The sequence below is a fragment of the Salmonella sp. SJTUF15591 genome (genome assembly GCF_043356435.1).
Classification (GTDB): domain Bacteria; phylum Pseudomonadota; class Gammaproteobacteria; order Enterobacterales; family Enterobacteriaceae; genus Salmonella; species Salmonella enterica.
Map to the genome: position 1 here is coordinate 65,390 of NZ_JBEUJO010000011.1, position 24,627 is coordinate 90,016.

20 protein-coding genes, 1 tRNA gene and 1 pseudogene are annotated in these 24,627 nt (G+C 52.9%); 7 read left to right on the forward strand and 15 right to left on the reverse strand.

The genetic code is table 11. The features are described 5' to 3' along the window. Positions 1-274 precede the first annotated feature (274 nt). Positions 275-617: pseudogene (locus ABVM99_RS20780) on the forward strand (transposase); the annotation flags it as partial. Between the two features lie 537 nt (positions 618-1,154). Here the strand turns inward: ABVM99_RS20780 and ABVM99_RS20785 are convergent. From ABVM99_RS20785 to ABVM99_RS20810, 6 genes are all read right to left on the reverse strand, one after another. Next, positions 1,155-3,488 carry a primase-helicase zinc-binding domain-containing protein gene (locus tag ABVM99_RS20785; protein ID WP_124741039.1) on the reverse strand — a complete coding sequence of 778 codons (2,334 nt, stop codon included), beginning with the start codon at positions 3,486-3,488 and terminating at the stop codon, positions 1,155-1,157. A gap of 14 nt (positions 3,489-3,502) precedes the next feature. Next, positions 3,503-3,823 (reverse strand): DUF5375 domain-containing protein, encoded by a 321-nt coding sequence (locus ABVM99_RS20790; RefSeq protein ID WP_000856729.1) that lies wholly within the window; start codon positions 3,821-3,823, stop codon positions 3,503-3,505. Between the two features lie 135 nt (positions 3,824-3,958). Then, positions 3,959-4,414 carry a hypothetical protein gene (locus ABVM99_RS20795; RefSeq protein ID WP_000459316.1) on the reverse strand — a complete coding sequence of 152 codons (456 nt, stop codon included), beginning with the start codon at positions 4,412-4,414 and terminating at the stop codon, positions 3,959-3,961. Further along, a complete protein-coding gene (locus tag ABVM99_RS20800; RefSeq protein ID WP_001244670.1) occupies positions 4,407-4,694 on the reverse strand; it encodes a hypothetical protein in 288 nt (95 codons plus the stop codon). Before ABVM99_RS20800 ends, ABVM99_RS20795 begins: the two co-directional genes overlap by 8 nt. Continuing rightward, positions 4,687-5,286, reverse strand: coding sequence for a host cell division inhibitor Icd-like protein (locus tag ABVM99_RS20805; protein WP_000980227.1), 600 nt, complete (start codon positions 5,284-5,286; stop codon positions 4,687-4,689). Before ABVM99_RS20805 ends, ABVM99_RS20800 begins: the two co-directional genes overlap by 8 nt. Further along, positions 5,283-5,549 carry an AlpA family transcriptional regulator gene (locus tag ABVM99_RS20810; protein ID WP_001149160.1) on the reverse strand — a complete coding sequence of 89 codons (267 nt, stop codon included), beginning with the start codon at positions 5,547-5,549 and terminating at the stop codon, positions 5,283-5,285. The genes ABVM99_RS20805 and ABVM99_RS20810 overlap by 4 nt, the downstream gene beginning before the upstream one ends. 551 nt (positions 5,550-6,100) lie before the next feature. Between ABVM99_RS20810 and ABVM99_RS20815 the strand changes: the two genes are divergently transcribed. Genes ABVM99_RS20815 through ABVM99_RS20825 form a run of 3 tightly spaced genes read left to right on the forward strand, consistent with a single transcriptional unit; the run spans position 6,101 to position 7,664 of the window. Then, on the forward strand, positions 6,101-6,835 hold the full coding sequence (locus tag ABVM99_RS20815; RefSeq protein WP_001283014.1) for a hypothetical protein: 735 nt from the start codon (positions 6,101-6,103) through the stop codon (positions 6,833-6,835). After that, positions 6,832-7,077, forward strand: a complete 246-nt coding sequence (locus tag ABVM99_RS20820) for an ogr/Delta-like zinc finger family protein (RefSeq protein ID WP_000984202.1) — start codon at positions 6,832-6,834, stop codon at positions 7,075-7,077. The genes ABVM99_RS20815 and ABVM99_RS20820 overlap by 4 nt, the downstream gene beginning before the upstream one ends. A gap of 23 nt (positions 7,078-7,100) precedes the next feature. After that, the gene (locus ABVM99_RS20825) at positions 7,101-7,664 is read left to right on the forward strand and encodes a phage polarity suppression protein (RefSeq protein ID WP_152921172.1); all 564 of its coding nucleotides are present in this window, start codon (positions 7,101-7,103) and stop codon (positions 7,662-7,664) included. A gap of 274 nt (positions 7,665-7,938) precedes the next feature. Here ABVM99_RS20825 and ABVM99_RS20830 read toward each other — a convergent pair whose 3' ends face one another. From ABVM99_RS20830 to ABVM99_RS20845, 4 genes are all read right to left on the reverse strand, one after another. Then, entirely contained in the window at positions 7,939-8,571 is a 633-nt protein-coding gene (locus ABVM99_RS20830; protein ID WP_000998640.1) for a hypothetical protein, read from the reverse strand. A gap of 1 nt (position 8,572) precedes the next feature. Next, the gene (locus ABVM99_RS20835) at positions 8,573-9,439 is read right to left on the reverse strand and encodes an HAD family hydrolase (protein WP_000754434.1); all 867 of its coding nucleotides are present in this window, start codon (positions 9,437-9,439) and stop codon (positions 8,573-8,575) included. Positions 9,440-9,494: 55 nt separating this feature from the next. After that, the gene (locus tag ABVM99_RS20840; RefSeq protein WP_001218980.1) at positions 9,495-10,673 is read right to left on the reverse strand and encodes an integrase arm-type DNA-binding domain-containing protein; all 1,179 of its coding nucleotides are present in this window, start codon (positions 10,671-10,673) and stop codon (positions 9,495-9,497) included. A gap of 162 nt (positions 10,674-10,835) precedes the next feature. Then, positions 10,836-10,930, reverse strand: a tRNA-Sec gene (locus ABVM99_RS20845). Between the two features lie 287 nt (positions 10,931-11,217). On the opposite strand from ABVM99_RS20845, the gene ABVM99_RS20850 reads away from it, so the two are divergent. Together ABVM99_RS20850 and yicI are read left to right on the forward strand one after the other, a co-directional pair. Next, entirely contained in the window at positions 11,218-12,600 is a 1,383-nt protein-coding gene (locus ABVM99_RS20850; protein ID WP_000834257.1) for a glycoside-pentoside-hexuronide family transporter, read from the forward strand. Between the two features lie 11 nt (positions 12,601-12,611). After that, entirely contained in the window at positions 12,612-14,930 is a 2,319-nt protein-coding gene (yicI, locus tag ABVM99_RS20855) for an alpha-xylosidase (RefSeq protein ID WP_023195515.1), read from the forward strand. Between the two features lie 102 nt (positions 14,931-15,032). On the opposite strand, the gene ABVM99_RS20860 is transcribed toward yicI, so the two are convergent. Together ABVM99_RS20860 and xanP are read right to left on the reverse strand one after the other, a co-directional pair. Beyond that, positions 15,033-16,742, reverse strand: a complete 1,710-nt coding sequence (locus tag ABVM99_RS20860; RefSeq protein ID WP_023195514.1) for an AsmA family protein — start codon at positions 16,740-16,742, stop codon at positions 15,033-15,035. A gap of 120 nt (positions 16,743-16,862) precedes the next feature. Further along, positions 16,863-18,254, reverse strand: coding sequence for a xanthine/proton symporter XanP (gene xanP, locus ABVM99_RS20865; RefSeq protein ID WP_000115428.1), 1,392 nt, complete (start codon positions 18,252-18,254; stop codon positions 16,863-16,865). A gap of 227 nt (positions 18,255-18,481) precedes the next feature. Between xanP and gltS the strand changes: the two genes are divergently transcribed. Further along, complete coding sequence (gene gltS / locus ABVM99_RS20870) at positions 18,482-19,687, forward strand: sodium/glutamate symporter (protein ID WP_000462250.1); 1,206 nt, start codon at positions 18,482-18,484, stop codon at positions 19,685-19,687. A 35-nt stretch (positions 19,688-19,722) separates the two neighbouring features. Here the strand turns inward: gltS and recG are convergent, their stop codons facing one another. Genes recG through spoT form a run of 3 tightly spaced genes read right to left on the reverse strand, consistent with a single transcriptional unit; the run spans position 19,723 to position 24,615 of the window. Continuing rightward, complete coding sequence (recG, locus tag ABVM99_RS20875; protein ID WP_052938222.1) at positions 19,723-21,804, reverse strand: ATP-dependent DNA helicase RecG; 2,082 nt, start codon at positions 21,802-21,804, stop codon at positions 19,723-19,725. Between the two features lie 5 nt (positions 21,805-21,809). Then, entirely contained in the window at positions 21,810-22,499 is a 690-nt protein-coding gene (gene trmH, locus ABVM99_RS20880; protein ID WP_001068436.1) for a tRNA (guanosine(18)-2'-O)-methyltransferase TrmH, read from the reverse strand. Between the two features lie 4 nt (positions 22,500-22,503). Beyond that, on the reverse strand, positions 22,504-24,615 hold the full coding sequence (spoT, locus tag ABVM99_RS20885; RefSeq protein ID WP_000280481.1) for a bifunctional GTP diphosphokinase/guanosine-3',5'-bis pyrophosphate 3'-pyrophosphohydrolase: 2,112 nt from the start codon (positions 24,613-24,615) through the stop codon (positions 22,504-22,506). Positions 24,616-24,627: the final 12 nt, after the last annotated feature.

Consider the following 24,627-nt stretch of genomic DNA (forward strand, 5'->3'; position numbering starts at 1 on the left):
ACTACTGAAATATAATAATGGGAGGGTTAAGAATAAACAGAACGTATGGGAGAGAAAGGGTATAAAGATAAAATGCTTGCAGTATCTAATAGATAACAATGAAAAATCAGGTAACTGAGAAACTATTCAGTGTTTAGGTTGATGTGATATTAAGTCATTCAGCCGCTACAGCACATTATCAGGATAATTTCGTCTGGATAAAACGGAGGAATGAATCGCCACAGGTTTAACAGACACCGCTGAGTCATTTAAGATGACTTAAAGAGAAGAGCCCATGAGCGGTAAATGTTATCCCGAAGCGTTTAAAATTAAAGTGGTAAAACAGGTTATTGAGCGCGGCCATTCTGTTTCCAGCGTCGCAACACGTCTTGATATTACTATCCATAGTCTTTACGCCTGGATAAAGCCGCCACATTCACGACGGCATCATGTTGACCTGAATCTGACGGGGCATACAGGCAGTTCTGGCTGGAATCGGGCTGTGTTTATGGTTATCGCACGATCTGTCTCGATCTGCGGGATATCAGGAACAATGTGGTGTAAACAAAGTCTGGTGGTTGATGCAACGTGTGGAGATAAAGGCTCAGGTCGGATACCGAAGTCCACGGGCGCGGGCGATTCATTTTATTGAGGTCAGAAGAGGCAAATTGGCGGAAGATCACAGGAGTCAAAATTGCCATGTAACCATTTGATTCAAATCGTTTATATTTTTCTATTCTAATTCATTTATACACATCCTTATACATATAATATCTATCGATTAATTGTTACACGTATCTTCACGCACGTTAACTCAGGAAAAAAATTTTTTTTCGAAAGAACTGTTCACACTGTTCACCTTTCTTTTTTCTCCTTTTATTTCAGAGTGATAGGTGGTGAATAATGGGTGAAGGGTGAACATTCGATTCTTCACCTCCGGCATTCTGCCGGTGTGACTTGTGCAGGGGATTAATCCTCCGCACTGAAATCACACAGGGCGAAAAAAGTTTTTTTTGATTTGATTGTTCACACTGTTCACCTTTCGTTTTTCTCTTTTAATTTCAGTGTGATAACGGGTGAATACACGGTGAAGGATGAACAGTGGATTGTTCACCTGCGGGGAATTCAGGGATAAAAAAAAGACCGGCAGATGCCGGTCAGATGAGTCATGATGGTCAGGTTGTCGCAGGGTCGTCACATTTTGGCAGCCAGTCGCCGTAGCTTTCCTCTTTCAGTGTCAGGTTGGTCTGTATCCCCTGTTTGGTATGGCGCTTCTCGTAATTCAGTCCGTATTCCTTCAGCATCACCGGTAGCCCCAGCCCGAACATTTTCAGACTGAGTACATTCCGGTAGCCGTTTGCCTCCATGTAGGCCAGATAGGCGTGATAGAGGTATTTACGGTAATTACGCGGGATGATACTGGCGTTCCCCATATACATGCCGCTGGTCTGCGGCAGGGTTTCCAGATAGCCGATAAAATCAAACGTCGGGTCGGCATCCCGTTTGATGTTCAGCGCCTCGTCTGAGTTCTGCTGGGACTGAAGCAGTGACCGGGCGAGCATCGGGTCGCTGAACTTCTGCATCAGGTGACGCACGATGACCGCCAGCTCGCGAGTGATTTTGTCCTTAAGCTGCGGGTCGCGCTCCTGCGGGGCTATCTGTTCCGGGAAGTGAATAATCACCCGCCGGCGTGACACGCCGCCGCTGCGGTCGGTGAAGCGCATCGGGTTATTGTTCACGGCCAGAATTACCGCCGGGATATGCGTGGAGTATGCATCCCGGTATTTCGGGTCAACGGACACCGCATCGCCGCCGGTGATGGCCTTGAGTCCGGCACCGTCGCCGCTCCATTTTTCCTGGTCCGGCAGGCGTATCAGTGAGAAGCCAGTTAACGCGGCACGTTCACGCGGGGATTCCAGCGTCTCGATGGTGGCCGACGTGGCGTTATCCTCACCGGCCAGCAGGGTGGCTATTTCGGCCATGATACTTTTGCCGCTGCCGCCGGGACCGGTCACCTCCAGAAAGAGCTGCCAGTCGTAGCGGTTTGCCAGCACCATAAACAGTGCGGCCAGAATCACGTCGCGTTTTTCCGCACGACCACCGGCGGCACGGTCAAGCCAGCGCCAGAACGCGGGGGCGTGGGTTTCCAGCGTTTCCCCTTCCACCGGCGGGGTGAAATCCACATCGCACAGGGTGCGCATCCAGTGTGACGGACTGTGCGGGTGGAACGTGCCGCTCTGCGTGTCGAGCACGCCGTTACGAAAGCCAATCAGGCGGCGGGAGGGGGCTTCCTGCTGCGGAATAATCAGCTTCAGGGTGTCCACCACGGAGGCCACCTTCCCGGAGGAGAACGGCGCGCGCAGACGCTGAAACAGCCCGGCCACATCCCGGGCAAAGTCCTGTGGCGGCAGCACCTTCCAGACACCATTTTCATAGCGGGACAGAAGCTGGCCGTTGGCATCGACCGCGAGCGCCTCGCCGTAATGCTCATAGATACGCATGGCCTTTTCGCTGGTACTCATGGCGGAAAACTCCGCTTCGCTCATGGTGTCGAACGGGCTTTCAGCCGGTGGCCGGATGGCATCATAAATGGCCTTACGGGTGGCTTCCCCGCCGTACTGCGTGAAGGCATCATTCCAGTCACCGAAGACCGGCGGCAGGGCAACAACACCTTCACACGCATCTGCGGCTGCGGCGGCTTTTTTCTGGCCGTCACCGCTGAGGTCACGGTCTGCGGCAAGGACAATCTGACAGGCCGGATGCTTCTGCCGGGCAAGGCCGGCCAGAGAAAGGAGGTTCACGGAAGAAAGCGCCACCATCACCGTTTCACCGGTCAGGTGATGTACGGTAAGTGCGGTCGCGTATCCCTCCGCTATCCACAGACGTTTTCCGGCCTGATTCTGTCCTTCAAGGGTGTGACAGGTGCCCCTGACCTGTCCGCCTTTCAGGGTGCGCTTACGGCCGTCAGCACTGATTAACTGAAGGTTAACCAGTTCGCCGCTGTCGTCATACAGTGGCACCACAAGGTCACCGGCACGCCAGCTCACGCCACCGGCTCTGTGTGTGCCGGTCAGCATCCGGCATTCCCGGCCGGGAAAGCCCTTGCGGGTCAGGTAGGCGTTACCGGTTCCGGGACGGGTTTTCGCCATCAGGGTTTGTGCCAGTGCGGCGGCGTTCTTCCGGGCAGCGTCTGTTTCAGCAACGGCGGCGGCCGTCACTGCCGGGTCAGCCGGTGGCAGGCTGCCGGTCACGGCAGCCACCTTTGCGGCCGCGTCGGACGGGGAAACACCAAACACCTTTTCAACCAGTTTCAGGCCGTCACCGGCACCACACTGATTGCAGTACCAGGTGCCGCGCCCCTCCCTGTCATCAAAACGGAAGCGGTCACTCCCGCCACAGACCGGACAGGGCTGATGACGGTTTTTCAGCACCTGAATCCCCAGCGCCGGGAGAATACGCGGCCAGTGGCCGAGCGCATGGCTGACGGTGGCGGTTACGTTCATTTTCATGGTGTTGTTCTCCTTCAGTGCAGTACCGGCGCTTTTATGTGACGGGCACAGAGTTCATCCATCACAACCAGCCCGAGAAAGGACAGCGACGGCGCGGCCTTCAGGGGGCCGGATTCCATTAAATCTTCCAGCAGGGCACAGGCTATCTGACGCCCTTTTTCCTCACCGTGCTGGCGCAGATAAAAGCCTTCCAGCTCAGCGGCGATGGCCGCCTCCAGTGACTCAAGGGTGAGATGCGGGTAGCGGTGCTGACGTTCGCACACGGTCAGCCAGGCACAGGCGACAGCGCGACGGTAAAGGGCAGCGCGTAAGACGGGCGGTAAGGGTGTTTTCATTTGCTTTCCTCCCTGTGACAGATGACTGCATTCCGTGCCGGTTGCATTAACTGATAAGGCATATCTGCGTCTCCTGAAGACGTGCGTATCCCTGCGCGAATACGCACATTTAATTTTTCGGGTGTCGTTTTTTAATTACAGATAATTGCGGTAACTGTTATCCGGGGTGATTTCCGGGTCAGGCTCCGTGCGGGGAATTTCCCGCCATTCCCGCGCCACCGGTGCCGCCCGGCTGGCCGGAACAGTGTCCTGCGGGTAAATATCCAGATATTTCTCCCGCCATTTCTGTAATTCCGGGTCTCCGGCCATTTCTTTCAGTACCGCATGCCGGTTTACGGGGCTGCGTTTAAACAGGTCAGGACGGTCACAGGTAAATTCCCGCAGAAAACGCCCCAGCGGGATGTCTGTGGTGCGCCCGTCAGCGAGGATACGCACAAGGATACTGAATTTACGGCGGTACGGGTTCCAGACAATTTCCGGGCAGCGGTACGGCATTTCCCACGGAATACCGTCTTCCAGAATGCCGACCACGGCCACATCGGGAAAACCGGCAGAACGGTAAATCTCACCGGGCTGGGGAAAATCAAACATGCGTCCTGTCTCCCCGGTCTTTCTGCTGGGCGAGAAAATCGCGGCACAGGCCTTTGGCTTTCAGCTCATTCAGCACAAAATCAATATCTTCATTCAGGTAGCTGAAAATATGCGGAATGTAGAGCTGATGCAGGCCGGAGAGTTCACGGTGAATCAAATCACCCCCAACAAACCGGGATACGGCGCTGGCGCGGTTGAGCTTATGGTAAGCCTCAATGCTGAGGTGTTCACGGGCGTCATGACGCGCTGAGACGGTCTGAGGGGCTTTTTTATTACGCACGGGACACCTCCACCACCGGCAGACGGGCAGCAAGGGAGAGCACATAGTCACGGACAAGGGAACGGCGGGCACTGCGTTCATCACCGGCGACGGTGCGAAGCATACAGATACGGGGATGACGGTCTGCGCGACGGACAGCCGCAAACACAAAGACAAATTCAGGGTGTGAGGGGGTAAGGGTTGTAGCCATGATGGCAGCCTCCTGTGAATAGCAAATAACGCTATCGCCGGAGTTCTCACGCTCGATGGCGATAGCCCAGACGGGGGTGAGAATACCGGCTTCACAGGATACCGGCCAGCCCGGAGGCTGCCCCGCCTGAGCTACCATTGACTCTGCGGCATAATGAGCGGACGCGGGCAGGATGCACGGAATGCCATCTGCACGACTGACCACACACCACACCATAATCTGGCGCTCTGTGGCATTGATTGCGACACAAAAAAAGACGCGTGGCGCGTCATATGTCGCCTGTGAATTGCTCGGGTTCTCACGCCCGGCTGCCGATTTTGCGGCAGCGGAAAAACTATATCCGCAAATGCCGGAAAAAGGCAAGCCAGAAAAAGGGAGTTTTTGCAGAGCGGGCATCATCATGCGTCGTACCCCCGTTTGCGTCCGGCAATGCGCCCGGCCATCCATGCGGTGACTTCAGAGTGCAGCCAGGCCACATTTTTACCGCCAAGACTCACCTGCGGCGGAAATTCCCCCTTACGGATGAGTTCATAGATGGTCGAGCGTGACAGGCCGCACAGGTGCATCACTTCCGGCAGACGTAAAAAACGCTCCTGCGTGATGTCCGGCAGCGGCATCAGTGGCGTAACAGGGGCGGGAGACGGGGAAGAAAAAACAGCTTGCATCGGGCTACCTCGTTAATGTCCATACAGCACCGGATAAGTCCGTCCGGCTTCGGGTAGCGCTTTATTTTGTGAATATTTTCAGCAGACGCAACAGGGGGAATTTGTTCCGGCAACCTTACAATGGCTGTGTGTTTTTTATCCATCCGGACTGGAAGGGTCTCAAAGGGTTCTGAAGGAACTGGAATTTTTTATAGTGAAATGCAAATTGTTTTTTCTTATTTATTTCAGTGAATTAATAAAAATAAACAGTAATAAACAGCATAAAAAGCCCATCAACGGGTGAACAGTGGTGAACAGACGGTGAACAGTCATTACTGCGATTATTCACCCTTTAACTTACTGTATTACTTATCTTTTTTCTTATGGTGAACAGAGGTGAACAGTAAAATATAAAAAAACAAACAGTAAGCCGGTTTTTCCTGCGACCTTTTCCTGGCTTGCCGGTCTGAGGATGAGTCTCCTGTGTCAGGGCTGGCACATCTGCAATGCGTCGTGTTGTTGTCCGGTGTACGTCACAATTTTCTCAACCTGAAGTGACGAGGAGCCGGAAAATGTCTGACAACACCATCCCTGAATATCTGCAACCCGCGCTGGCACAACTGGAAAAGGCCAGAGCCGCCCATCTTGAGAACGCCCGCCTGATGGATGAGACCGTCACGGCCATTGAACGGGCAGAGCAGGAAAAAAATGCGCTGGCGCAGGCCGACGGAAACGACGCTGACGACTGGCGCACGGCCTTTCGTGCAGCCGGTGGTGTCCTGAGCGACGAGCTGAAACAGCGCCACATTGAGCGCGTGGCACGCCGGGAGCTGGTACAGGAATATGACAATCTGGCCGTGGTGCTGAATTTCGAACGTGAACGCCTGAAAGGGGCGTGTGACAGCACGGCCACCGCCTACCGGAAGGCACATCATCACCTTCTGAGTCTGTATGCAGAGCATGAGCTGGAACACGCCCTGAATGAAACCTGTGAGGCGCTTGTCCGGGCAATGCATCTGAGCATTCTGGTACAGGAAAATCCGCTCGCCAACACCACCGGCCATCAGGGCTACATCGCACCCGATAAAGCTGTCATGCAGCAGGTGAAATCATCGCTGGAACAGAAAATAAAACAGATGCAAATCAGCCTCACCGGCGAGCCGGTTCTCCGGCTGACCGGACTGTCAGCGGCAACACTCCCGCACATGGATTATGAGGTGGCAGGCACACCGGCACAGCGCAAGGTGTGGCAGGACAAAATAGACCAGCAGGGAGCAGAGCTTAAGGCCAGAGGACTGCTGTCATGATGCGCTGCCCTTTCTGTCGTCATTCAGCGCATACCCGCACCAGCCGGTATGTGAGTGACAATGTCAAAGAAAGTTATCTGCAGTGCCAGAATATTTACTGTTCGGCGACATTTAAAACGCATGAGTCAATTTGTGCCGTGATTCGTTCTCCGGTCACGGAGGAAAAACCAGCACCGGTAAGCACAGCACCGGCTGTTGTCCGAAAAGTTAAAGGCTGTTACAGCTCACCATTCAACCATTAATCAGGAGAAGGGGTGTGACCACAATGTCATTACAGCAGGCTTTTGAGGTCTGCCAGAATAACAAAGCGGCATGGCTTCAGCGCAAAAATGAACTGGCGGCAGCCGAACAGGAATATCTGCGGCTTCTGTCCGGGGAAGGCAGAAACGTCAGTCGCCTGGACGAATTACGCAATATTATCGAAGTCAGAAAATGGCAGGTGAATCAGGCCGCCGGTCGTTATGTTCGTTCGCATGAAGCCGTTCAGCACATCAGCATCCGCGAGCGGCTGAATGATTTTATGCAGCAGCACGGCACAGCACTGGCGGCCGCACTGGCACCGGAGCTGATGGGCTACAGTGAGCTGACGGCCATTGCCCGAAACTGTGCCATACAGCGTGCCACAGATGCCCTGCGTGAAGCCCTTCTGTCCTGGCTTGCGAAGGGGGAAAAAATTAATTATTCCGCACAGGATAGCAACATTTTAACGACCATCGGATTCAGGCCTGACGCGGCTTCGGTGGATGACAGCCGTGAAAAATTCACCCCTGCGCAGAACATGATTTTTTCGCGTAAAAGTGCAGAACTGGCATCACGTCAGTCTGTGTAAAACTCCCCGAAAAATCCGCCCGTTTTTACTGAAAAAAGCCATGCATCGATAAGGTGCATGGCTTTGCATGCGTTTTCCCGCCTCATTTCCTGCAGACCAGGCCACGCCCGGCACGGCCTGAGCGTGACTGTGCAACTGCATTAAAACCGCCCTGCAAAGCGGGCGGGCGAGGCGGGGAAAGCACCGCCCGCCAGCAGTAAAGTGTTTATTTATAGCGCGTCTCTGTGCTCACAAGGTAAGTACATGCAGTTGGGGTAAAGAGTGATAAAGTGCACTATTTGTTGTCACTTGGCTGTGATGCGATAATGCAATTAACTCCATTGTAATTACTGTTTCTAGTGCAATTTGCTTTAATATTTAATTCATTTAGTTGATTTGTCTTTTGCGGGGCTTTAAAGCACAGTAGAGAAATAAAAATAGTTAACAGAACAGCTAAAACCCCAAAGTAGAAAAGGTTAGCTTTTCCAGTACTATGCATATTTTTCCAGAGCAAAATATCTTTTGGGCTACTTTTTCCTATGGTTTCTGTAAGATTAATTCCTGGGATGTCGGATGCAATTTCTTTTTCGAGTTCTGAACCTTTCTTTACAGCTCCAAGAAGTAATGGGTGATACCAGTAAACGTCAACAAAATAAAATAACAACCAAACAACAGATGCCCCGAAAGCAAGAATGGCAGCAACAGAGTAATGATTGCCAAAGGCTATAAATTCAGCGCCGGAATTAAAGCTTACACCAATTGCACCAATAAATGCAGACAAGATCAAAATTCCGAAGTTTCTAACCTTCATCTCAAGATCATTAAAATGTTTCTGAACGTCAACAACTGTCTTCCAGATATCAATTTTCAACTTGAGATTTTCTAATTTTATAGCGTCATCATGTTTCTTTAATTCTAGATCGTTCATTCTATTTTCCTTTAAATTTGGTAAATTCAAAAAAAGACAAAATATCTGAAAATTGTTTGGCTACATATGTGGGTTTTGCTCCGAAGGCATTTTCTTTAATTTTTCTTTCCCTTTCAACATCAGCATCAGTCCAGTGGGTTACCGCACGGAGTAATTCATATCCCTCCTTGTTCTCTTCAAAATGATTCGTTCCATAGCTTGCAAAAACATCTGATACGTTTGCTTTTTGGGCCATTTCTATATCTTTCATTTCACTGTCACCTATATATACACACTCTTCTGGTGTGGCACCAATTGATTTTATTATGTCCAGAAGAAGTTGTGGGTTTGGTTTAATTTCATCAATAGGTGTATATTCTTGCTTTGTCAGCATTAGATTATATTTATCTTGTTTTTTCTCACCATCAGGGATTTCATGATCTTCAGGAGAGAAAAGGACATCAATCACACCATCTAATCCTAATCTTGTTAAGCGGAAATTGGAGTAATAAGCTTTGGATTCAGTATACGCGACAATATAACACCCTTTACTTTTTAATACACTCAAAGTGTCCATTACTGTTGGGTACAGAGAAAGATATTTCTTTCTCTCACTTCTGAAAGCGTGTATAGCATCATCCATAACTAAATTGATGGAGTTTCTATCACCATATTTTTCTTGTAAAAGAGGTATGCTTTCTAGAATAAAAGAGTATTCGGCAGTACCATATTTTTGATGAATCGGTTTTATCTGTGCAATAAGCTCGTCTTTAGAAAAACCGGAAATCTCAACGACTTTATTTAGCATTGCATTAAAGCTATGATACCAAACGCTAAACCAGTCGAATAGTGTGTTATCTAAATCAGTTATAAGTACTGTCTTCTTCATTTTCAATCCTTACTATATTGTTAATTTACAGTATACAGCATTAACTTCTATTATTCTATGCTTTATCTCTATTAAGGATATAATCACTGTACCACTGCATCATAGAACTTCTCTTTTCTAAATATTGGGCATGATTATAAGTGCCTCGAATACTATTCTTATCAACATGAGCCAATTGTAATTCTATCCATTCGCTGTTAAATCCGTACTCATGCAAAATAGTAGACATTGTATGGCGGAATCCGTGGCCCGTAGCTCTTCCTTTATAGCCAAGTAATTCTATTACTTGGGATACACTTTCTTTAGAAATTGGCTTAGTGTGATTATTACGGCCGATAAAAATATATGGATAGTTTTTGGTGATTAGCTTGAGTTGTTGAAAAATTTCAACTACTTGAGTGGAGAGTGGTACAAGATGTGGTCGGCGCATTTTCATTCGTTCGGCCGGTATTTCCCATACCTTTTTTTGTAAATCAATTTCGTCCCAAGTGGCAAAACGCATTTCCTGTGTCCTGACTCCAGTAAGCATCACAATTTTAGTTGCATTTTTAGTGATTATGCTACCTGTGTAAGCCTCAAGATCTCTGACAAAATGAGGGAGTTCTTCTGCTGATAGAAAAGGATGATGTTTTTGCTTCGGTACAGCTAATGCGATAGCTAAATCAGGTGCTGGATTGTATTCAGCGCGGCCAGTGATGATCGCGTAGCGAAACACCTCTCCGCATCGTTGACGTACTTTTCTGGTTTTCTCCAACGCTCCACGTTTTTCTATGCGTTTAAGAACTTCAAGCAGTTCTAGGGGTTTAATTTCAGCTATTGGCCGTTTACCAATGAAAGGAAAAACATCCTGTTCAAATGTTTTAATAATTTCTTCGCGATAAGCTAAAGTCCAGCGATCTGCTTTTGCTGCATGCCATTCTCTGCTAACGGCCTCAAAAGAGTTTTCAGTTGATAATTTCTGAGCAATTTTCTGAGCCTTACGCTCTGCTACTGGATCAATGCCGTTTGCTACCTGCTTACGAGCCGTATCGCGTTTCTCACGTGCTTCTGCGAGGCTTACTAAATCGTAGCTGCCAAATGACATTAACCGCGCTTTCCCTGCAAACCGGAAACGGAAACGCCAGCCTTTCGAGCCATCGGGATTGATAAGCAATGACAGACCTTGTCCATCGTTTAATGTGTATGGTTTGTCTTGTGGTTTTGCACGTTTGATCTGTATATCGGTTAGGGCCATGTGTATAACTGAAAACTACGTATAAAAAATCTATACACATTACTATACATATTTTTCGCGGATTCAGGGAGATGATCTCGGACTATTACGGACAAGCTGATTATTCATCGCATTGAATATAAATGATTTTATGGAGTGTCTCGGAACTGGCTGGATGAGGTTTGGCGGAAGATCACAGGAGTCGAACCTGCCCGGGACCGCTGGCGGCCCCAACTGGATTTGAAGTCCAGCCGCCTCACCGGAGACGACGATCTTCCGCGCCTCGATTGCTACATGGAGGCGCGCGCATTATAGCTACTTCCTGGCGTTTCCACATCCCCTCCCGTGCTTTTTTAACTTCCCTTTCCTTCTGCCATGATCGGTTTCATATAAACCCCCATAAAATCCATTAGTTACATTTCATCACACTTTTTGGCGCTACCCTGATCACAGAAAACAAGAATCGTAATTTGATAACCAAATAACGGAATATTCACGCTCGCAGGGAAGGTTTACAAAAACTGTAACCGGTATCAGTGAGCGTTGTAAGCGTTAAGGATGCGTAATGAAAAGTGAGATTCTCTCCGTTAAGGAGAAGATTGGCTATGGTATGGGCGATGCCGCGAGCCACATCATCTTTGATAACGTCATGTTATATATGATGTTCTTCTATACCGATATTTTCGGCATTCCCGCTGGTTTTGTTGGCACCATGTTTTTACTGGCGCGTGCGCTTGATGCCATCTCCGACCCTTGCATGGGCCTGCTGGCCGACCGTACCCGCTCTCGCTGGGGCAAATTCCGACCCTGGGTGCTGTTTGGCGCGTTGCCGTTTGGTATCGTTTGTGTGCTGGCTTATAGCACGCCGGATCTCAGTCTGAACGGCAAAATGATTTATGCCGCCATCACCTACACGTTGCTCACCCTTCTGTACACTGTGGTCAACATCCCTTACTGCGCGTTGGGGGGTGTAATAACCAATGACCCAACGCAGCGTATCTCCCTGCAATCCTGGCGCTTTGTGCTGGCAACGGCGGGCGGAATGCTCTCTACCGTACTGATGATGCCTCTGGTGAAACTGATTGGCGGCGAGAATAAGGCGCTGGGCTTCCAGGGGGGTATCGCGGCGCTCTCGGTGGTGGCGTTCCTGATGCTGGCGTTCTGCTTCTTTACCACCAAAGAGCGCGTTGAAGCGCCTGCCACCCATACCTCCATGCGTGAAGACCTGCGTGATATCTGGCACAACGACCAGTGGCGCATAGTCGGCCTGCTCACCATCCTGAATATTCTGGCGGTATGCGTGCGCGGCGGGGCGATGATGTATTACGTCACCTGGATATTGGGCAAACCGGGCGTGTTTGTCGCCTTCCTCACCACCTATTGTGTCGGCAACCTGATTGGCTCGGCGCTGGCAAAACCGTTGACCGACTGGAAATGCAAAGTGAGCGTTTTCTGGTGGACCAACGCCTTACTCGCAGTAATCAGCGTGGCGATGTTCTTCGTACCGATGCACGCCACGATCGCTATGTTCGTCTTTATCTTTGTGATTGGCGTATTGCACCAGTTAGTCACGCCTATCCAGTGGGTGATGATGTCTGATACCGTCGACTACGGCGAATGGTGTAACGGCAAACGCCTGACGGGGATCAGTTTTGCCGGCACGTTGTTCGTGCTGAAACTGGGTCTTGCCCTCGGCGGGGCGCTGATTGGCTGGATGCTGGCAGGTGGCGGTTACGACGCGGCGGCGAAATCGCAAAACAGCGCCACGATCAGCATCATCATCGCTCTGTTCACTATCGTCCCGGCCATCTGTTATCTGCTGAGCGCCGCGATCGCTAAACGCTACTACACCCTGAAAAGCCCGTTCCTGAAAACCATTCTGGAACAACTGGCGCAGGGCGCACACCGCAACGAACAAGAATTTACCCATAAAGAATTGCAAAACTAAAGGAACAGACTATGAAAATTAGCGACGGAAACTGGCTGATCCAGCCTGGCCTTAATTTGATTCACCCGGTTCAGGTGTTCGACGTTGAACAGCACGGGAATGAGATGGTGATCTATGCCGCGCCGCGTGATGTCCGCGAACGTACCTGGCAACTGGATACCCCGTTGTTTACCCTGCGCTTTTTCTCGCCGCAGGAAGGAGTGATAGGTGTACGGATGGAACACTTCCAGGGCGCTTTGGATAACGGCCCACATTATCCGCTCAATGTCTTGCAAGATATCAACGTAGAGATGCAGAACAACGCTGAATTTGCCGAACTCAAGAGCGGCAGCCTGAGCGTGCGCGTCACCAAAGGCGAGCTCTGGTCTCTGGATTTTCTGCGCAACGGTGTACGTATCACCGGTAGTCAGTTGAAAAATAACGGCTATGTGCAGGACACCAATAGCGGGCGCAACTACATGTTCGAGCGGCTGGATCTCGGCGTGGGCGAAACCGTCTACGGGCTGGGCGAGCGCTTTACCGCGCTGGTGCGTAACGGTCAGACGGTGGAGACCTGGAACCGCGACGGCGGCACCAGCACCGAGCAATCGTACAAGAATATCCCGTTCTATATCACCAACCGTGGCTACGGTGTGCTGGTGAATCATCCGCAGTGCGTGTCGTTTGAAATTGGCTCCGAGAAAGTCTCCAAAGTTCAGTTCAGCGTCGAGAGCGAGTATCTGGAATACTTCGTCATCGACGGCCCGACCCCGAAAGACGTGCTGAACCGCTATACCCAATTTACGGGTCGTCCGGCGCTGCCGCCCGCCTGGTCGTTTGGCCTGTGGCTGACCACCTCATTCACCACCAACTACGACGAAGCGACCGTTAACAGCTTTATCGACGGTATGGCCGAGCGCAATCTGCCGCTGCACGTCTTCCACTTCGACTGTTTCTGGATGAAGGCCTTCCAGTGGTGCGATTTTGAATGGGACCCGGTGACTTTCCCCGATCCGAAAGGGATGATTCGCCGCCTGAAAGCGAAAGGGCTGAAAGTCTGCGTGTGGATTAACCCCTACATCGGCCAGAAATCCCCGGTCTTCCAGGAGCTGAAAGAGAAAGGATATTTGCTAAAACGCCCGGACGGCTCCTTGTGGCAGTGGGATAAATGGCAGCCGGGACTGGCGATTTACGACTTCACCAACCCGCAAGCCTGCGAATGGTATGCCGACAAGCTGAAGGGCCTGGTGGAGATGGGAGTGGACTGCTTCAAAACTGACTTCGGCGAACGCATTCCAACGGATGTGCAGTGGTTTGATGGTTCAGATCCACAGAAAATGCACAACCATTATGCCTACATCTACAACGAACTGGTGTGGAACGTGCTGAAAGAGACCGTCGGCGTTGAAGAGGCGGTGCTGTTCGCCCGTTCCGCCTCGGTGGGCGCGCAACAGTTCCCGGTGCACTGGGGCGGCGACTGCTACGCCAACTACGAATCGATGGCGGAAAGCCTGCGCGGCGGGCTGTCCATCGGCCTGTCAGGGTTTGGCTTCTGGAGCCATGATATTGGCGGATTCGAGAATACCGCGCCGGCGCATGTCTACAAGCGTTGGTGCGCATTCGGCTTGCTCTCCAGCCACAGCCGCCTGCACGGTAGCAAATCCTACCGGGTTCCGTGGGCCTATGACGACGAGTCCTGTGACGTGGTGCGCTTCTTCACCGAACAGAAGTGCCGGATGATGCCATATCTGTATCGGGAAGCGGCGCGTGCCAACGAAGCCGGTACGCCAATGTTGCGGGCGATGATGCTGGAGTTCCCGGACGATCCGGCGTGTGATTATCTTGATCGCCAGTACATGCTGGGAGATGCGGTCATGGTAGCGCCGGTATTTAGTGAAGCGGGCGACGTGGAGTTCTACCTGCCAGAAGGCCGTTGGACGCACCTATGGCGCAACGATGAAGTGCAGGGCAGCCGCTGGCATAAACAGCAGCATGACTTCCTGAGCCTGCCAGTGTACGTGCGTGACAATACACTACTGGCGCTGGGCAACAATAGCCAGAAGCCCGATTACGCCTGGCATGAGGGTACGGCCTTCCAGTTATTCCATCTGGATGACGGTTGCGAAGCGGTCTGCGAAGTCCCTGCTACGGATGGTTCGACAATCTTTACGCTGCAGGCGAAACGCACAGGCAATACCATTACGGTGAGCAGCGAAGGCGAGGCGCGCAACTGGACGCTGTGTCTGCGTAATATTACGCAGATTAGCGGTACCAAATGCGGCTCATATGCGGGAAGTGAACTGGGCGTAGTGGTCACCCCGCAGGGAAATGAGATAGTGATTACGCTTTAAATCTGAATCGCCGGATGGCGCTATGAGCTGCGCTTATCCGGCCTACAAATGAGCAAGAACCGTAAGCCCGGTAAGCGCCATCGCCACCGGGCAAGCCCTCAATTACAGCGCTGGCTCCGTTGACGTAACTTCCCCGCCGGACATCACGCCCGCTTGCATCGTCTGTGTTATCTGCTGCTTTTGTGCGTTGACCGCGTGTAATTGCCCGTTTACCGTCGGTTTCAACGGCGCATCGGCCTGAATATTGCCGCTGGCCGTGAGCTGAATATTGCCATCGCCAGCAATCGGTAATGCCGGCCAGCCCCACTGCTGTAGCACATCCATTGGTACGCCGCGTCCGTTCAGGCTGATTTGCGTCTGACGCTGCGGCAGTTGCGATACGCTGGCAGTGGCTTCCAGTATCCCTTTTCCAGTAAACGCGCTCAGATCGCTGATGTTGACCGTGCTGGCATTAGCCGTCAACGACAGCGACGGGCGGCGCACGTCCACACGGTTAAAGGTTGCCGCTGCGGCGTTGAGGGTCGCATTGCCGCTCCAGACGCCCCATTGATGATGTTGTACCAGCTCCAGGTTTGCGCCGTAGCCGTCCAGGGCGGTGATTTGCCACGGGAAGGCCGGGTCGATATCAATCACCAGATTGCGGCTGGCGCTGAATTTTTTCAGCGTCAGGCTGTTCAGCCAGTCGGGCAGCGGCTTCATCCATAACTGCTTCCAGTTTTCCGGCAGCGTATACTCCAGCCCGGCGATAGCGGTATCGTCCAGAATAAGCGCTTTGCCTTCGCGTAACCAGGCGCCGGAGGTTCTGACCATACCGCCTTCCCAGCGGGTAGTGAACTGGCGTAGCGCAACGCCCTGTGGTGAAAATTCGGCGTTCAGGATTGGATCGAGCAAGTGCAGTGAGCCGTAAATAAACTCGCTGGCGTTCATCGATAATTTACCTTCCTGACTTTGCCAGTCTTCTTTGCGCAGAGTCAGATTGCGCAAACTCAGGTCAAGATCGGTGACTGCCCAGTCTGGTCCTTGCAGGCTGGAGTCCGTCACTTCAAGACGACCAATCTGCAAAGATGGAACCGTAGTAAGCGGCGCGAAAAACTCGCTCAGGGATTTATCGCTTTGTAACCGAATATCATTCAGCCGCAGATTTTCAACGACCCAACTACCGTCAGCGTTACGCCGGGCGACACCGGTTAACGCTCCGCGCGCCATATCGGCGCCGACGGTGTTTAACATCACCTGATTATGGTCGATACTGCCTTCAATAAGCACATTCGTGGCGGGAACGTCGTTTAACGTCAGCGAACCGGCGCTCAGTTGGATCTGGGCTTTATTGCCCAATACCCGACCGGCTTCGGGGCGCCAGGGCATAACGCCGCCGTTAACGCGCTGGGCGCTCAACCGCCATTCGCTACCGGGACTATTGAGCGCCATATTGCGAAGTTGCAGGCGGTCGGCCTCAAACGGGAAAGGGGCGGTTTGCACTGAAATATTCAGCGTGCCGTCCTGTAACAGAATCGTGTCGACATGCAGCGGCGCGGTTAACTGGCGAATGCTCAGACCGATATCTACGGTTTTCGCGACCAGGGTAGCAGGCTGACCATCACGACCAAAGGTCACATTCTCCAGTAAAAGATGGGATGGGGCGGAAAAACGATGATCCATCACGTCGAATGTGAGGTGATAACCGCTGTTCTCTGATACCCAGTTGCTGATGTGATCTGCGCCCCAGCGCGTTTGCAGCAGAAAATAAAAGCCGAAAATCACCACTAAACAGGCGATCAGCACGTAGAGAAGCAACCTCCCAATCAATTTCATGGTCTTCCATCCCGTGAAATGCACATAGGGGATTTATGCACGATTTGCGTGCAATCCTCAAGACAGGAATGGTGAAAGAGCGTTACAGCAGCGGCGAATCGTGTCGCCGCCGCAGGGTTTTTACGGTTTTTCCGGCGGGAGAATCAGGTTCAGCACGATAGCCGTGATGCCGCCAGCGGCAATTCCGGATGAGAGCAGATTTTTCACCCATTCTGGCGCGAACTGCAGGATCTGCGGCTGTTGCGAAACGCCAAGACCCACGGCCAGCGACAGGGCGATAATCAGAATCGCGCGGCGGTTCAGCGGCTCACGCGAGACAATACGTACCCCGGAGGCGGCAATGGTGCCGAACATCACCAACGTGGCGCCGCCGAGCACCGGTTCCGGGATATGCTGCACAAAACCGCTTACCGCCGGGAACAGGCCGAGCACAATCAGCATCAGCGCGACGACAAATCCCACATAGCGACTGGCGACGCCGGTCAACTGAATTACGCCGTTGTTCTGACCGAAACAGGAATTCGGGAACGTATTAAATACCGCTGAAACAAATGAGTTCAGGCCGTTAGCCAGTACGCCGCCCTTTAGCCGTTTCATGTACAAGGGGCCGGATACCGGCTGCTCGGAGACATCAGAGGTGGCGGTGATGTCGCCGATGGTCTCCAGCGACGTAATCATAAAGACCAGCATCAACGGCAGTAACAGGTTCCAGTCAATGCCCAGACCATAATACAGCGGGGTCGGCACCATCAGGATATCCTGTGAGACTGGCGCGTTATTCTCAGGCAACATGCCCATAAACCAGGCCAAAAGATAGCCTGCCGCCATGGCAATAACCAAAGAAGCCACGCGCAGGTAGGGATTACGCTGCCGATTCAGCAAGATAATAATGGCCAGGACGACGCCGGCCAGCAGCAGGTTTTTCGGTGCGCCAAAGGTGTTGTCGCTCATGGCGGCATAGCCGCCGCCGATGGAGGTTAGCCCCACCTGAATCAGCGACAGGCCAATAATCATCACCACTACGCCGGAGACTAACGGCGTGATAATCCGGCGCGCCAGATGTAGAATGCGAGAAAGCACCATCTCGGTGCAGCTTGCCAGCATCAGCGTGCCGAACAGCGCCGCCATCATCGTCGGGACGTCCGCGCCGCCGGTTTTCAGCGCGGTACCGCCCATAATCAGCGGGGCGACAAAGTTAAAACTGGTTCCCTGGATGGATAACAGCCCCGATCCTACCGGCCCCCACGCTTTGATTTGAATAATAGAGGCTACGCCGGAGGCGAACAGCGACATGCTGATAATGTGCTGCGTATCCTGCGCCGGTAAACCCAACGCCTGGCAGATTAACAGCGCTGGCGTGATTACCGCGACAAACATAGCCAGCAGATGCTGACAAGCGGCAAAAAGGGTTTGAGGGAGCGGCGGTCGATCTTCAAGACGGTAAATTAATTCGCTGTTTTGCGTCTGCGCAACCGGTTGCGCATCTGCCGGCTCGATGGCGTTAACGGACATCAGGGACATTCTCGTGGTGGAAAAGCGGTGATTTTATCTGACCAGGTGGTAAAAGCAAACGATTGCGAGCGAATATTCTTAATATTTAAAAAAGATAAATGCACCTTTTTATATAACTTTTTGCCTTTTTCTGCTTAAAATCCATGCCGAAGACTCGCAAAGAGCTAAAAAACTGACTCAGGAAATGATTTGTGCGCACATGTCACAGCGCACTACAGGAGCTTTAAATGTTTGAACTCGATACCTTATCGACCCTTGTCGCCGCCACGCTGGTGCTGCTACTGGGTCGCAAGCTGGTCCAGTCTGTCTCCTTACTGAAGAAATATACGATTCCGGAACCGGTGGCGGGGGGGTTACTGGTTGCGGTTGCTCTGCTGGTACTGAAAAAAAGCGTCGGTTGGGAGGTCAACTTTGATATGACCCTGCGCGATCCGTTGATGCTGGCGTTTTTCGCGACGATCGGCCTTAACGCGAACCTTGCCAGCCTGCGCAAGGGGGGACGCGTTGTTGGCGTCTTCCTGGTCGTCGTGGTCGGATTACTGCTGATGCAGAATGCCATCGGTATCGGCATGGCGAGTCTGTTGGGGCTGGATCCGTTAATGGGGCTGATTGCCGGGTCAATTACGCTGTCCGGCGGACACGGTACCGGCGCGGCGTGGAGTAAACTGTTTGTCGAACGTTATGGTTTTGCCAATGCCACCGAAGTTGCAATGGCATGTGCAACCTTTGGCCTGGTACTGGGCGGGTTGATTGGCGGCCCGGTAGCGCGTTATCTGGTGAAACACTCCACCACGCCGGATGGAATGCCTGACGATCAGGCCGTGCCGACAGCCTTTGAAAAGCCGGATGTGGGTCGTATGATCACCTCTCTGGTGCTAATCGAAACTATCGCCCTGATTGCTATCTGTCTGACCGTGGGCAAAATCGTAGCGCAGCTACTGGCGGGAACGGTGCTTGAACTGCCGGTCTTCGTTTGTGTGCTATTTGTTGGGGTGATCCTCAGCAATGGCCTGGCGCTGGTGGGTTTTTATCGCGTATTTGAGCGTGCTGTTTCGGTGCTGGGGAACGTGAGTTTGTCACTGTTCCTGGCAATGGCGCTGATGAGCCTGAAGCTGTGGGAACTGGCGTCGCTGGCGCTGCCGATGCTGGCGATTCTGGTGGTACAGACCATCTTCATGGCGCTGTACGCGATCTTCGTCACCTGGCGCATGATGGGGAAAAACTACGATGCGGCGGTGCTGGCGGCGGGTCACTGTGGTTTTGGCTTGGGCGCAACGCCGACCGCCATTGCTAATATGCAGGCGATTACCGACCGTTTTGGCCCCTCGCATATGGCGTTCCTGGTGGTGCCGATGGTCGGCGCGTTCTTTATCGATATCGTCAATGCGTTGGTGATCAAGCTGTACCTGATGTTACCGATTTTCGCGCAATAAGGGTTTGTACGGCGGCATTAAAGCCGCCGTGCTCACTAGGCGTTGGAATAACGTTCGGTTTCCGGCATCCAGCGCTCAATCAGCGCTTGTCCCTGCTGCGGATAACGTTCGTGAATATGACGGGCAATACGCTGAACTTCGGGGATCATGGCTTGATCGCGCAGCAAATCAGCTACTTTAAATTCGGCGTTACCCGTCTGGCGCGTGCCCAGTAATTCCCCCGGGCCGCGAATCTCTAAATCTTTTTGTGCAATCACAAAGCCGTCGTTGCTGTCGCGCAATACCTGTAAACGCTTCTGCGCCGTTTTCGACAACGGCGATTTATAGAGCAGCACGCAGTGCGACGCGACCGCGCCACGGCCAACGCGCCCTCTGAGCTGGTGTAATTGCGCCAGGCCCAGCCGCTCCGGGTTTTCAATAATCATCAGGCTGGCGTTAGGAACATCGACCCCCACCTCAATCACCGTAGTGGCGACCAGCAGATGCAGTTCACCCTGCTTAAAGGCCTGCATCACCGCCTGTTTTTCGGCGGGCTTCATGCGGCCGTGTACCAGGCCAATATTCAACTCCGGCAGCGCCAGCTTGAGCTCCTCCCAGGTGGCTTCCGCCGCCTGCGCTTCCAGCAGGTCAGACTCTTCAATCAGCGTACAGACCCAGTAGGCCTGACGGCCTTCGGTTGTGCAGGCGTTGCGCACACGATCAATGATTTCATGGCGACGGGTATCCGGAATAGCAACGGTAGTGACAGGGGTACGGCCCGGCGGGAGCTCGTCAATCACCGAGGTATCGAGATCGGCGTAGGCAGTCATCGCCAGGGTGCGCGGAATGGGCGTTGCGGTCATAATCAACTGATGCGGATGAAAGCCCTGCTGCTGGCCTTTTTCCCACAATGCCAGCCGCTGGTGGACGCCAAAGCGGTGCTGCTCATCGATAATAACCAGCGCCAGCCCGTTAAACTGCACCTGTTCCTGAAAGATAGCGTGGGTGCCGACAATCATCTGCACCTGACCGCTGGCAATAGCCTCTTGCTGCGCCTGACGCGCTTTACCTTTTTGCTTACCGGCCAGCCAACCCACTTCAACGCCCAACGGTTCGAACCAGTTGCGGAAATTATTTGCGTGCTGTTCAGCCAGCAATTCGGTCGGCGCCATCAGCGCCACCTGCTTACCGTGGGCAATAGCGCGCAAGGCGGCAAGCGCCGCAACCAGCGTTTTCCCTGAACCGACGTCGCCCTGAACCAGACGCATCATCGGCACATCCAGCGCCATATCACGTTCGATCTCTGCCACCACCCGCGCCTGCGCGCTGGTGGGTTTAAACGGCAACGACGCCAGCAGCTTGTCTTTCAATATGTTGTTGGTACTTAGCGGCTGAGCGTGATAGCGCTGCGCGCCTGCGCGAAGCGCCAGCATACTGAGATTATGCGCCAGTAGCTCTTCAAGAATAAGCCGCCGCTGCGCCGGGTGTTTGCCGGTTTCTAAATCGGCGAGCTGGAGCGTCGGCGGCGGGCGATGCAAGGTACGTAGCGCCTCCGGCAGGCTCATCATACCCTGCGCCAGTTCCGGCGGCAGTAGTTCGGCAATGGCGCAGGTGTCGAGCAACTCCAGCGCCTGATCGGTAAGCTTGCGCAGTGTCGCTTGCTTCACGCCCTCGGTGGTTGGATAGACGGGGGTGAGCGTTTCCTGAAGTTCCGGCGTGCTGAGATCGCCCTGCAGGCGATATTCCGGATGGATCATCTCTGCGCCATACTTGCCGCGCTTCGCTTCCCCGTAGGCCAGCACACGTCGTCCCGTCGCCAGGCTGTTTTTCATCGCCGCGTTAAAATTGAAAAAGCGCATGGTAAGAATGCCGGAACCGTCGCTAATCTGGCAGGTCATCATCCGACGACCGCCGAAAGTGATATTGCAGTTCAGCACTTCACCTTCAACGGTGGCGTAGATGCCAGGCAGCAGTTCGCCAATAGGGTAGAGATGGGTACGGTCTTCGTAACGCAGAGGGAGGTGGAGCAGGAGGTCCTGCACGGTATGCAGGCCAATTTTCGCCAGTTTACTGCTTTGCGCTGCGCCGACGCCTGTCAGGGAATTGAGCGGAACAGCGTCTAACAAGCGGCCTGACATGGTGATTACCCAGCCGCCTGCATCGTCGCCCACCAGTCAGCATCGGCGTCGATTTCGCCCTGCTGATTGACGCGAGGATAAGGCAGACCTTTACGTTTAGCGACTTTCGCCAGCACCGGATAACCACCCTCAAACAGCAGGCGCTGCTGTTCATCTTCCGGCAACATGCTATTTTCACGCAGATACATGCCCGCGTTCTGCCGCTGGCGCTGGGCTTCATAAAGAATGAGCGCGGAGGCGACGGAAACGTTCAGCGACTGTACCATGCCGATCATCGGAATGATGATATCCCGATCCGCCAGGTCTAATGCTTCCTGAGTAATACCGGTTTTCTCCTGACCCATCAGAATACAGGTCGGGCGCGTGTAATCAATCTCGCGAAAGTCTACGGCTTTATCAGAAAGATGGGTTGCCAGAATCTGCATTCCCCGACCTTTCAAATGGGCTACCGCATCGCCAATGGTACGGTGAGTTTTCACCTGTACCCAACTGTTGCTGCCCGCCGCCGCGGAAGCCATGGTGCGCATCCGGCTACCAGGCCAGATGGCATGGACTTCATGGACACCAACGGCATCTGCGGTACGAATGATTGCAGAAACGTTATGAGGTTTGTGGACTTGCTCCATGCAGACCGTGAGATCAGGCTGACGCCTGGCGAGCATTTCGCATATACGCGCATAACGTTTTGGATTCATAGCGCTAGTTTCGGTTACGGGTGACTTTAATAACGTCTGGCATCACGCGGATTTTGCGCATGATATTCGCCAGATGTACGCGATCGCGTGCGGTAAGGCGAATAAAGGTACTATAGACGCGACCATCTTTCTCTTCAGTATTCAGGCTTTGAATATTGGAGGTGGTGGTATTAATCGCCGCCGTCAGGTTAGCCAGCGCGCCCTGATGGTTAAACATTTCCACCTTGATTTCGGTAATGAATTCCTGCTCCGTCTCTTTGTCCCATTCGACCGCCATAAATTTCTCTGGCTCTTTCTGGTATCCACGGATATTACGGCAGGATTCGTGGTGGATCACCAGTCCTTTACCTGGGCTTACGTGAGCGATGATCGGGTCGCCTGGGATCGGACGACAACATTTCGCAAAGGTGATAAGCACGCCATCCGCGCCTTTAATCGGCAGGTGGCCGTGATTCGATTGCGCAACGGTCGGCACCACGGCTTCGCCTTGCTGCAGATTTTTCGCGACCACTACGCTCATCGCGTTGCCGAGACCGATCTCCGCCAGCAGATCGTCAAGCGTTGCCAGCTTCATACGATCCAGTTCGCGCTGAATATTTTCCTGCGGAATTTCCGCCAGCTTACGGCTACCGCCTAAAGCATGGTTAAGCAGACGACGGCCCAGGCTTACGGAGTCATCACGTTTGAGGTTTTTCAGCAACTGACGAATTTTAGCGCGCGCTTTAGAGCTGACGACAAAGTTCAGCCAGGCGGCGTTGGGACGCGCGCCCGGCGCGGTAATAATTTCGACGGTCTGACCGCTGCTAAGCGGCTGCGACAGCGGATAAGGCTGCCGGTCAACACGCGCGCCGACGCAGGCGTGGCCGATGTCGGTATGCACTGCATAGGCAAAATCCACCGGCGTAGCGCCAGCGGGCAGTTCGACAATGCGCCCTTCCGGGGTGAAAACGTAAATCTCATCCGGGAAGAGATCGGATTTTACGCTTTCGATAAATTCAAACGAACTACCGGCGCTCTGTTGTAGCTCCAGCAGGCTCTGCATCCAGCGCTGGGCGCGGATCTGCGCCGTGGTGCTGGTCTCACCGTGTTCTTTATACGCCCAGTGCGCCGCGACCCCCATTTCCGCCATCTGATCCATATCTTCGGTACGGATCTGGACTTCAACAGGAACGCCGTGCGGGCCGATCATCGAGGTGTGCAAAGACTGATAGCCGTTCGCTTTGGGAATGGCTATATAGTCTTTCACGCGTCCCGGACGCGGCTTATAGAGACTGTGCATCTGGCCGAGTACGCGATAGCAGGTATCGGAGTCATGAACGATCACGCGAAACGCGTAAATGTCCATGATCGAGTGAAAACGCTGCTCTTTGAGCACCATTTTGCAGTAGATCGAGTAAAGATGTTTTTCGCGACCGCTAACGCGACACGGAATTCCCGCCTCTTGCAAACGTCCTTCGATTTCAGAGAGGATTTTTTGGATCATCTCTTTACGGTTGCCGCGCGCCGCTTTTACCACTTCTTTGATGACGCGGTAACGATTGGGATACAGCGCTTCAAAGCCCAGCTCTTCCAGCTCGGTTTTGATGTGATGAATACCTAAACGGTGCGCCAGAGGACTGTAGATTTCCAGCGTTTCACGGGCAATACGACGACGTTTATCCGGGCGTAACGAGCCCAGCGTGCGCATGTTATGGGTACGGTCAGCAAGCTTAATGAGAATGACGCGGATATCCTGCACCATCGCCATAATCATTTTGCGAAAGTTTTCGGCCTGCGCCTCTTTCTTATCGCGGAACTTGAGCTTATCAAGTTTCGACACCCCCTCTACCAGCTCGGCAACGCTTTTACCGAAAAGCTGTTCCATGTCCTGATAGGTGGCGGGGGTATCTTCAATCACGTCATGCAGCAGAGCGGCCATCAGCGTTTCGTAGTCGAGTTTCATCTCGGCCAGAATACAGGCCACCGCTACCGGGTGCGTGATATAGGGTTCACCGCTTGAACGTGTCTGGCCCTCGTGAGCGTCACGTGCAACGAGATACGCCTGCCGAAGACGCTTAATCTGGTCTTCCGGCAGGTAGGTTTGAATCAGTTGATTCAGGCTTTCAAACAGATACAAGGGCGACCCGCT

Excerpts from the sequence above, each read along its gene's own strand:
- ABVM99_RS20785 (WP_124741039.1), bottom strand. The coding sequence starts at position 3,488 with ATGAAAATGAACGTAACCGCCACCGTCAGCCATGCGCTCGGCCACTGG.
- ABVM99_RS20790 (WP_000856729.1), bottom strand. The coding sequence starts at position 3,823 with ATGAAAACACCCTTACCGCCCGTCTTACGCGCTGCCCTTTACCGTCGC.
- ABVM99_RS20795 (WP_000459316.1), bottom strand. The coding sequence starts at position 4,414 with ATGTTTGATTTTCCCCAGCCCGGTGAGATTTACCGTTCTGCCGGTTTT.
- ABVM99_RS20805 (WP_000980227.1), bottom strand. The coding sequence starts at position 5,286 with ATGATGATGCCCGCTCTGCAAAAACTCCCTTTTTCTGGCTTGCCTTTT.
- ABVM99_RS20810 (WP_001149160.1), bottom strand. The coding sequence starts at position 5,549 with ATGCAAGCTGTTTTTTCTTCCCCGTCTCCCGCCCCTGTTACGCCACTG.
- ABVM99_RS20815 (WP_001283014.1), top strand. The coding sequence starts at position 6,101 with ATGTCTGACAACACCATCCCTGAATATCTGCAACCCGCGCTGGCACAA.
- ABVM99_RS20820 (WP_000984202.1), top strand. The coding sequence starts at position 6,832 with ATGATGCGCTGCCCTTTCTGTCGTCATTCAGCGCATACCCGCACCAGC.
- ABVM99_RS20825 (WP_152921172.1), top strand. The coding sequence starts at position 7,101 with ATGTCATTACAGCAGGCTTTTGAGGTCTGCCAGAATAACAAAGCGGCA.
- ABVM99_RS20830 (WP_000998640.1), bottom strand. The coding sequence starts at position 8,571 with ATGAACGATCTAGAATTAAAGAAACATGATGACGCTATAAAATTAGAA.
- ABVM99_RS20835 (WP_000754434.1), bottom strand. The coding sequence starts at position 9,439 with ATGAAGAAGACAGTACTTATAACTGATTTAGATAACACACTATTCGAC.
- ABVM99_RS20840 (WP_001218980.1), bottom strand. The coding sequence starts at position 10,673 with ATGGCCCTAACCGATATACAGATCAAACGTGCAAAACCACAAGACAAA.
- ABVM99_RS20850 (WP_000834257.1), top strand. The coding sequence starts at position 11,218 with ATGAAAAGTGAGATTCTCTCCGTTAAGGAGAAGATTGGCTATGGTATG.
- yicI (WP_023195515.1), top strand. The coding sequence starts at position 12,612 with ATGAAAATTAGCGACGGAAACTGGCTGATCCAGCCTGGCCTTAATTTG.
- ABVM99_RS20860 (WP_023195514.1), bottom strand. The coding sequence starts at position 16,742 with ATGAAATTGATTGGGAGGTTGCTTCTCTACGTGCTGATCGCCTGTTTA.
- xanP (WP_000115428.1), bottom strand. The coding sequence starts at position 18,254 with ATGTCCGTTAACGCCATCGAGCCGGCAGATGCGCAACCGGTTGCGCAG.
- gltS (WP_000462250.1), top strand. The coding sequence starts at position 18,482 with ATGTTTGAACTCGATACCTTATCGACCCTTGTCGCCGCCACGCTGGTG.
- recG (WP_052938222.1), bottom strand. The coding sequence starts at position 21,804 with ATGTCAGGCCGCTTGTTAGACGCTGTTCCGCTCAATTCCCTGACAGGC.
- trmH (WP_001068436.1), bottom strand. The coding sequence starts at position 22,499 with ATGAATCCAAAACGTTATGCGCGTATATGCGAAATGCTCGCCAGGCGT.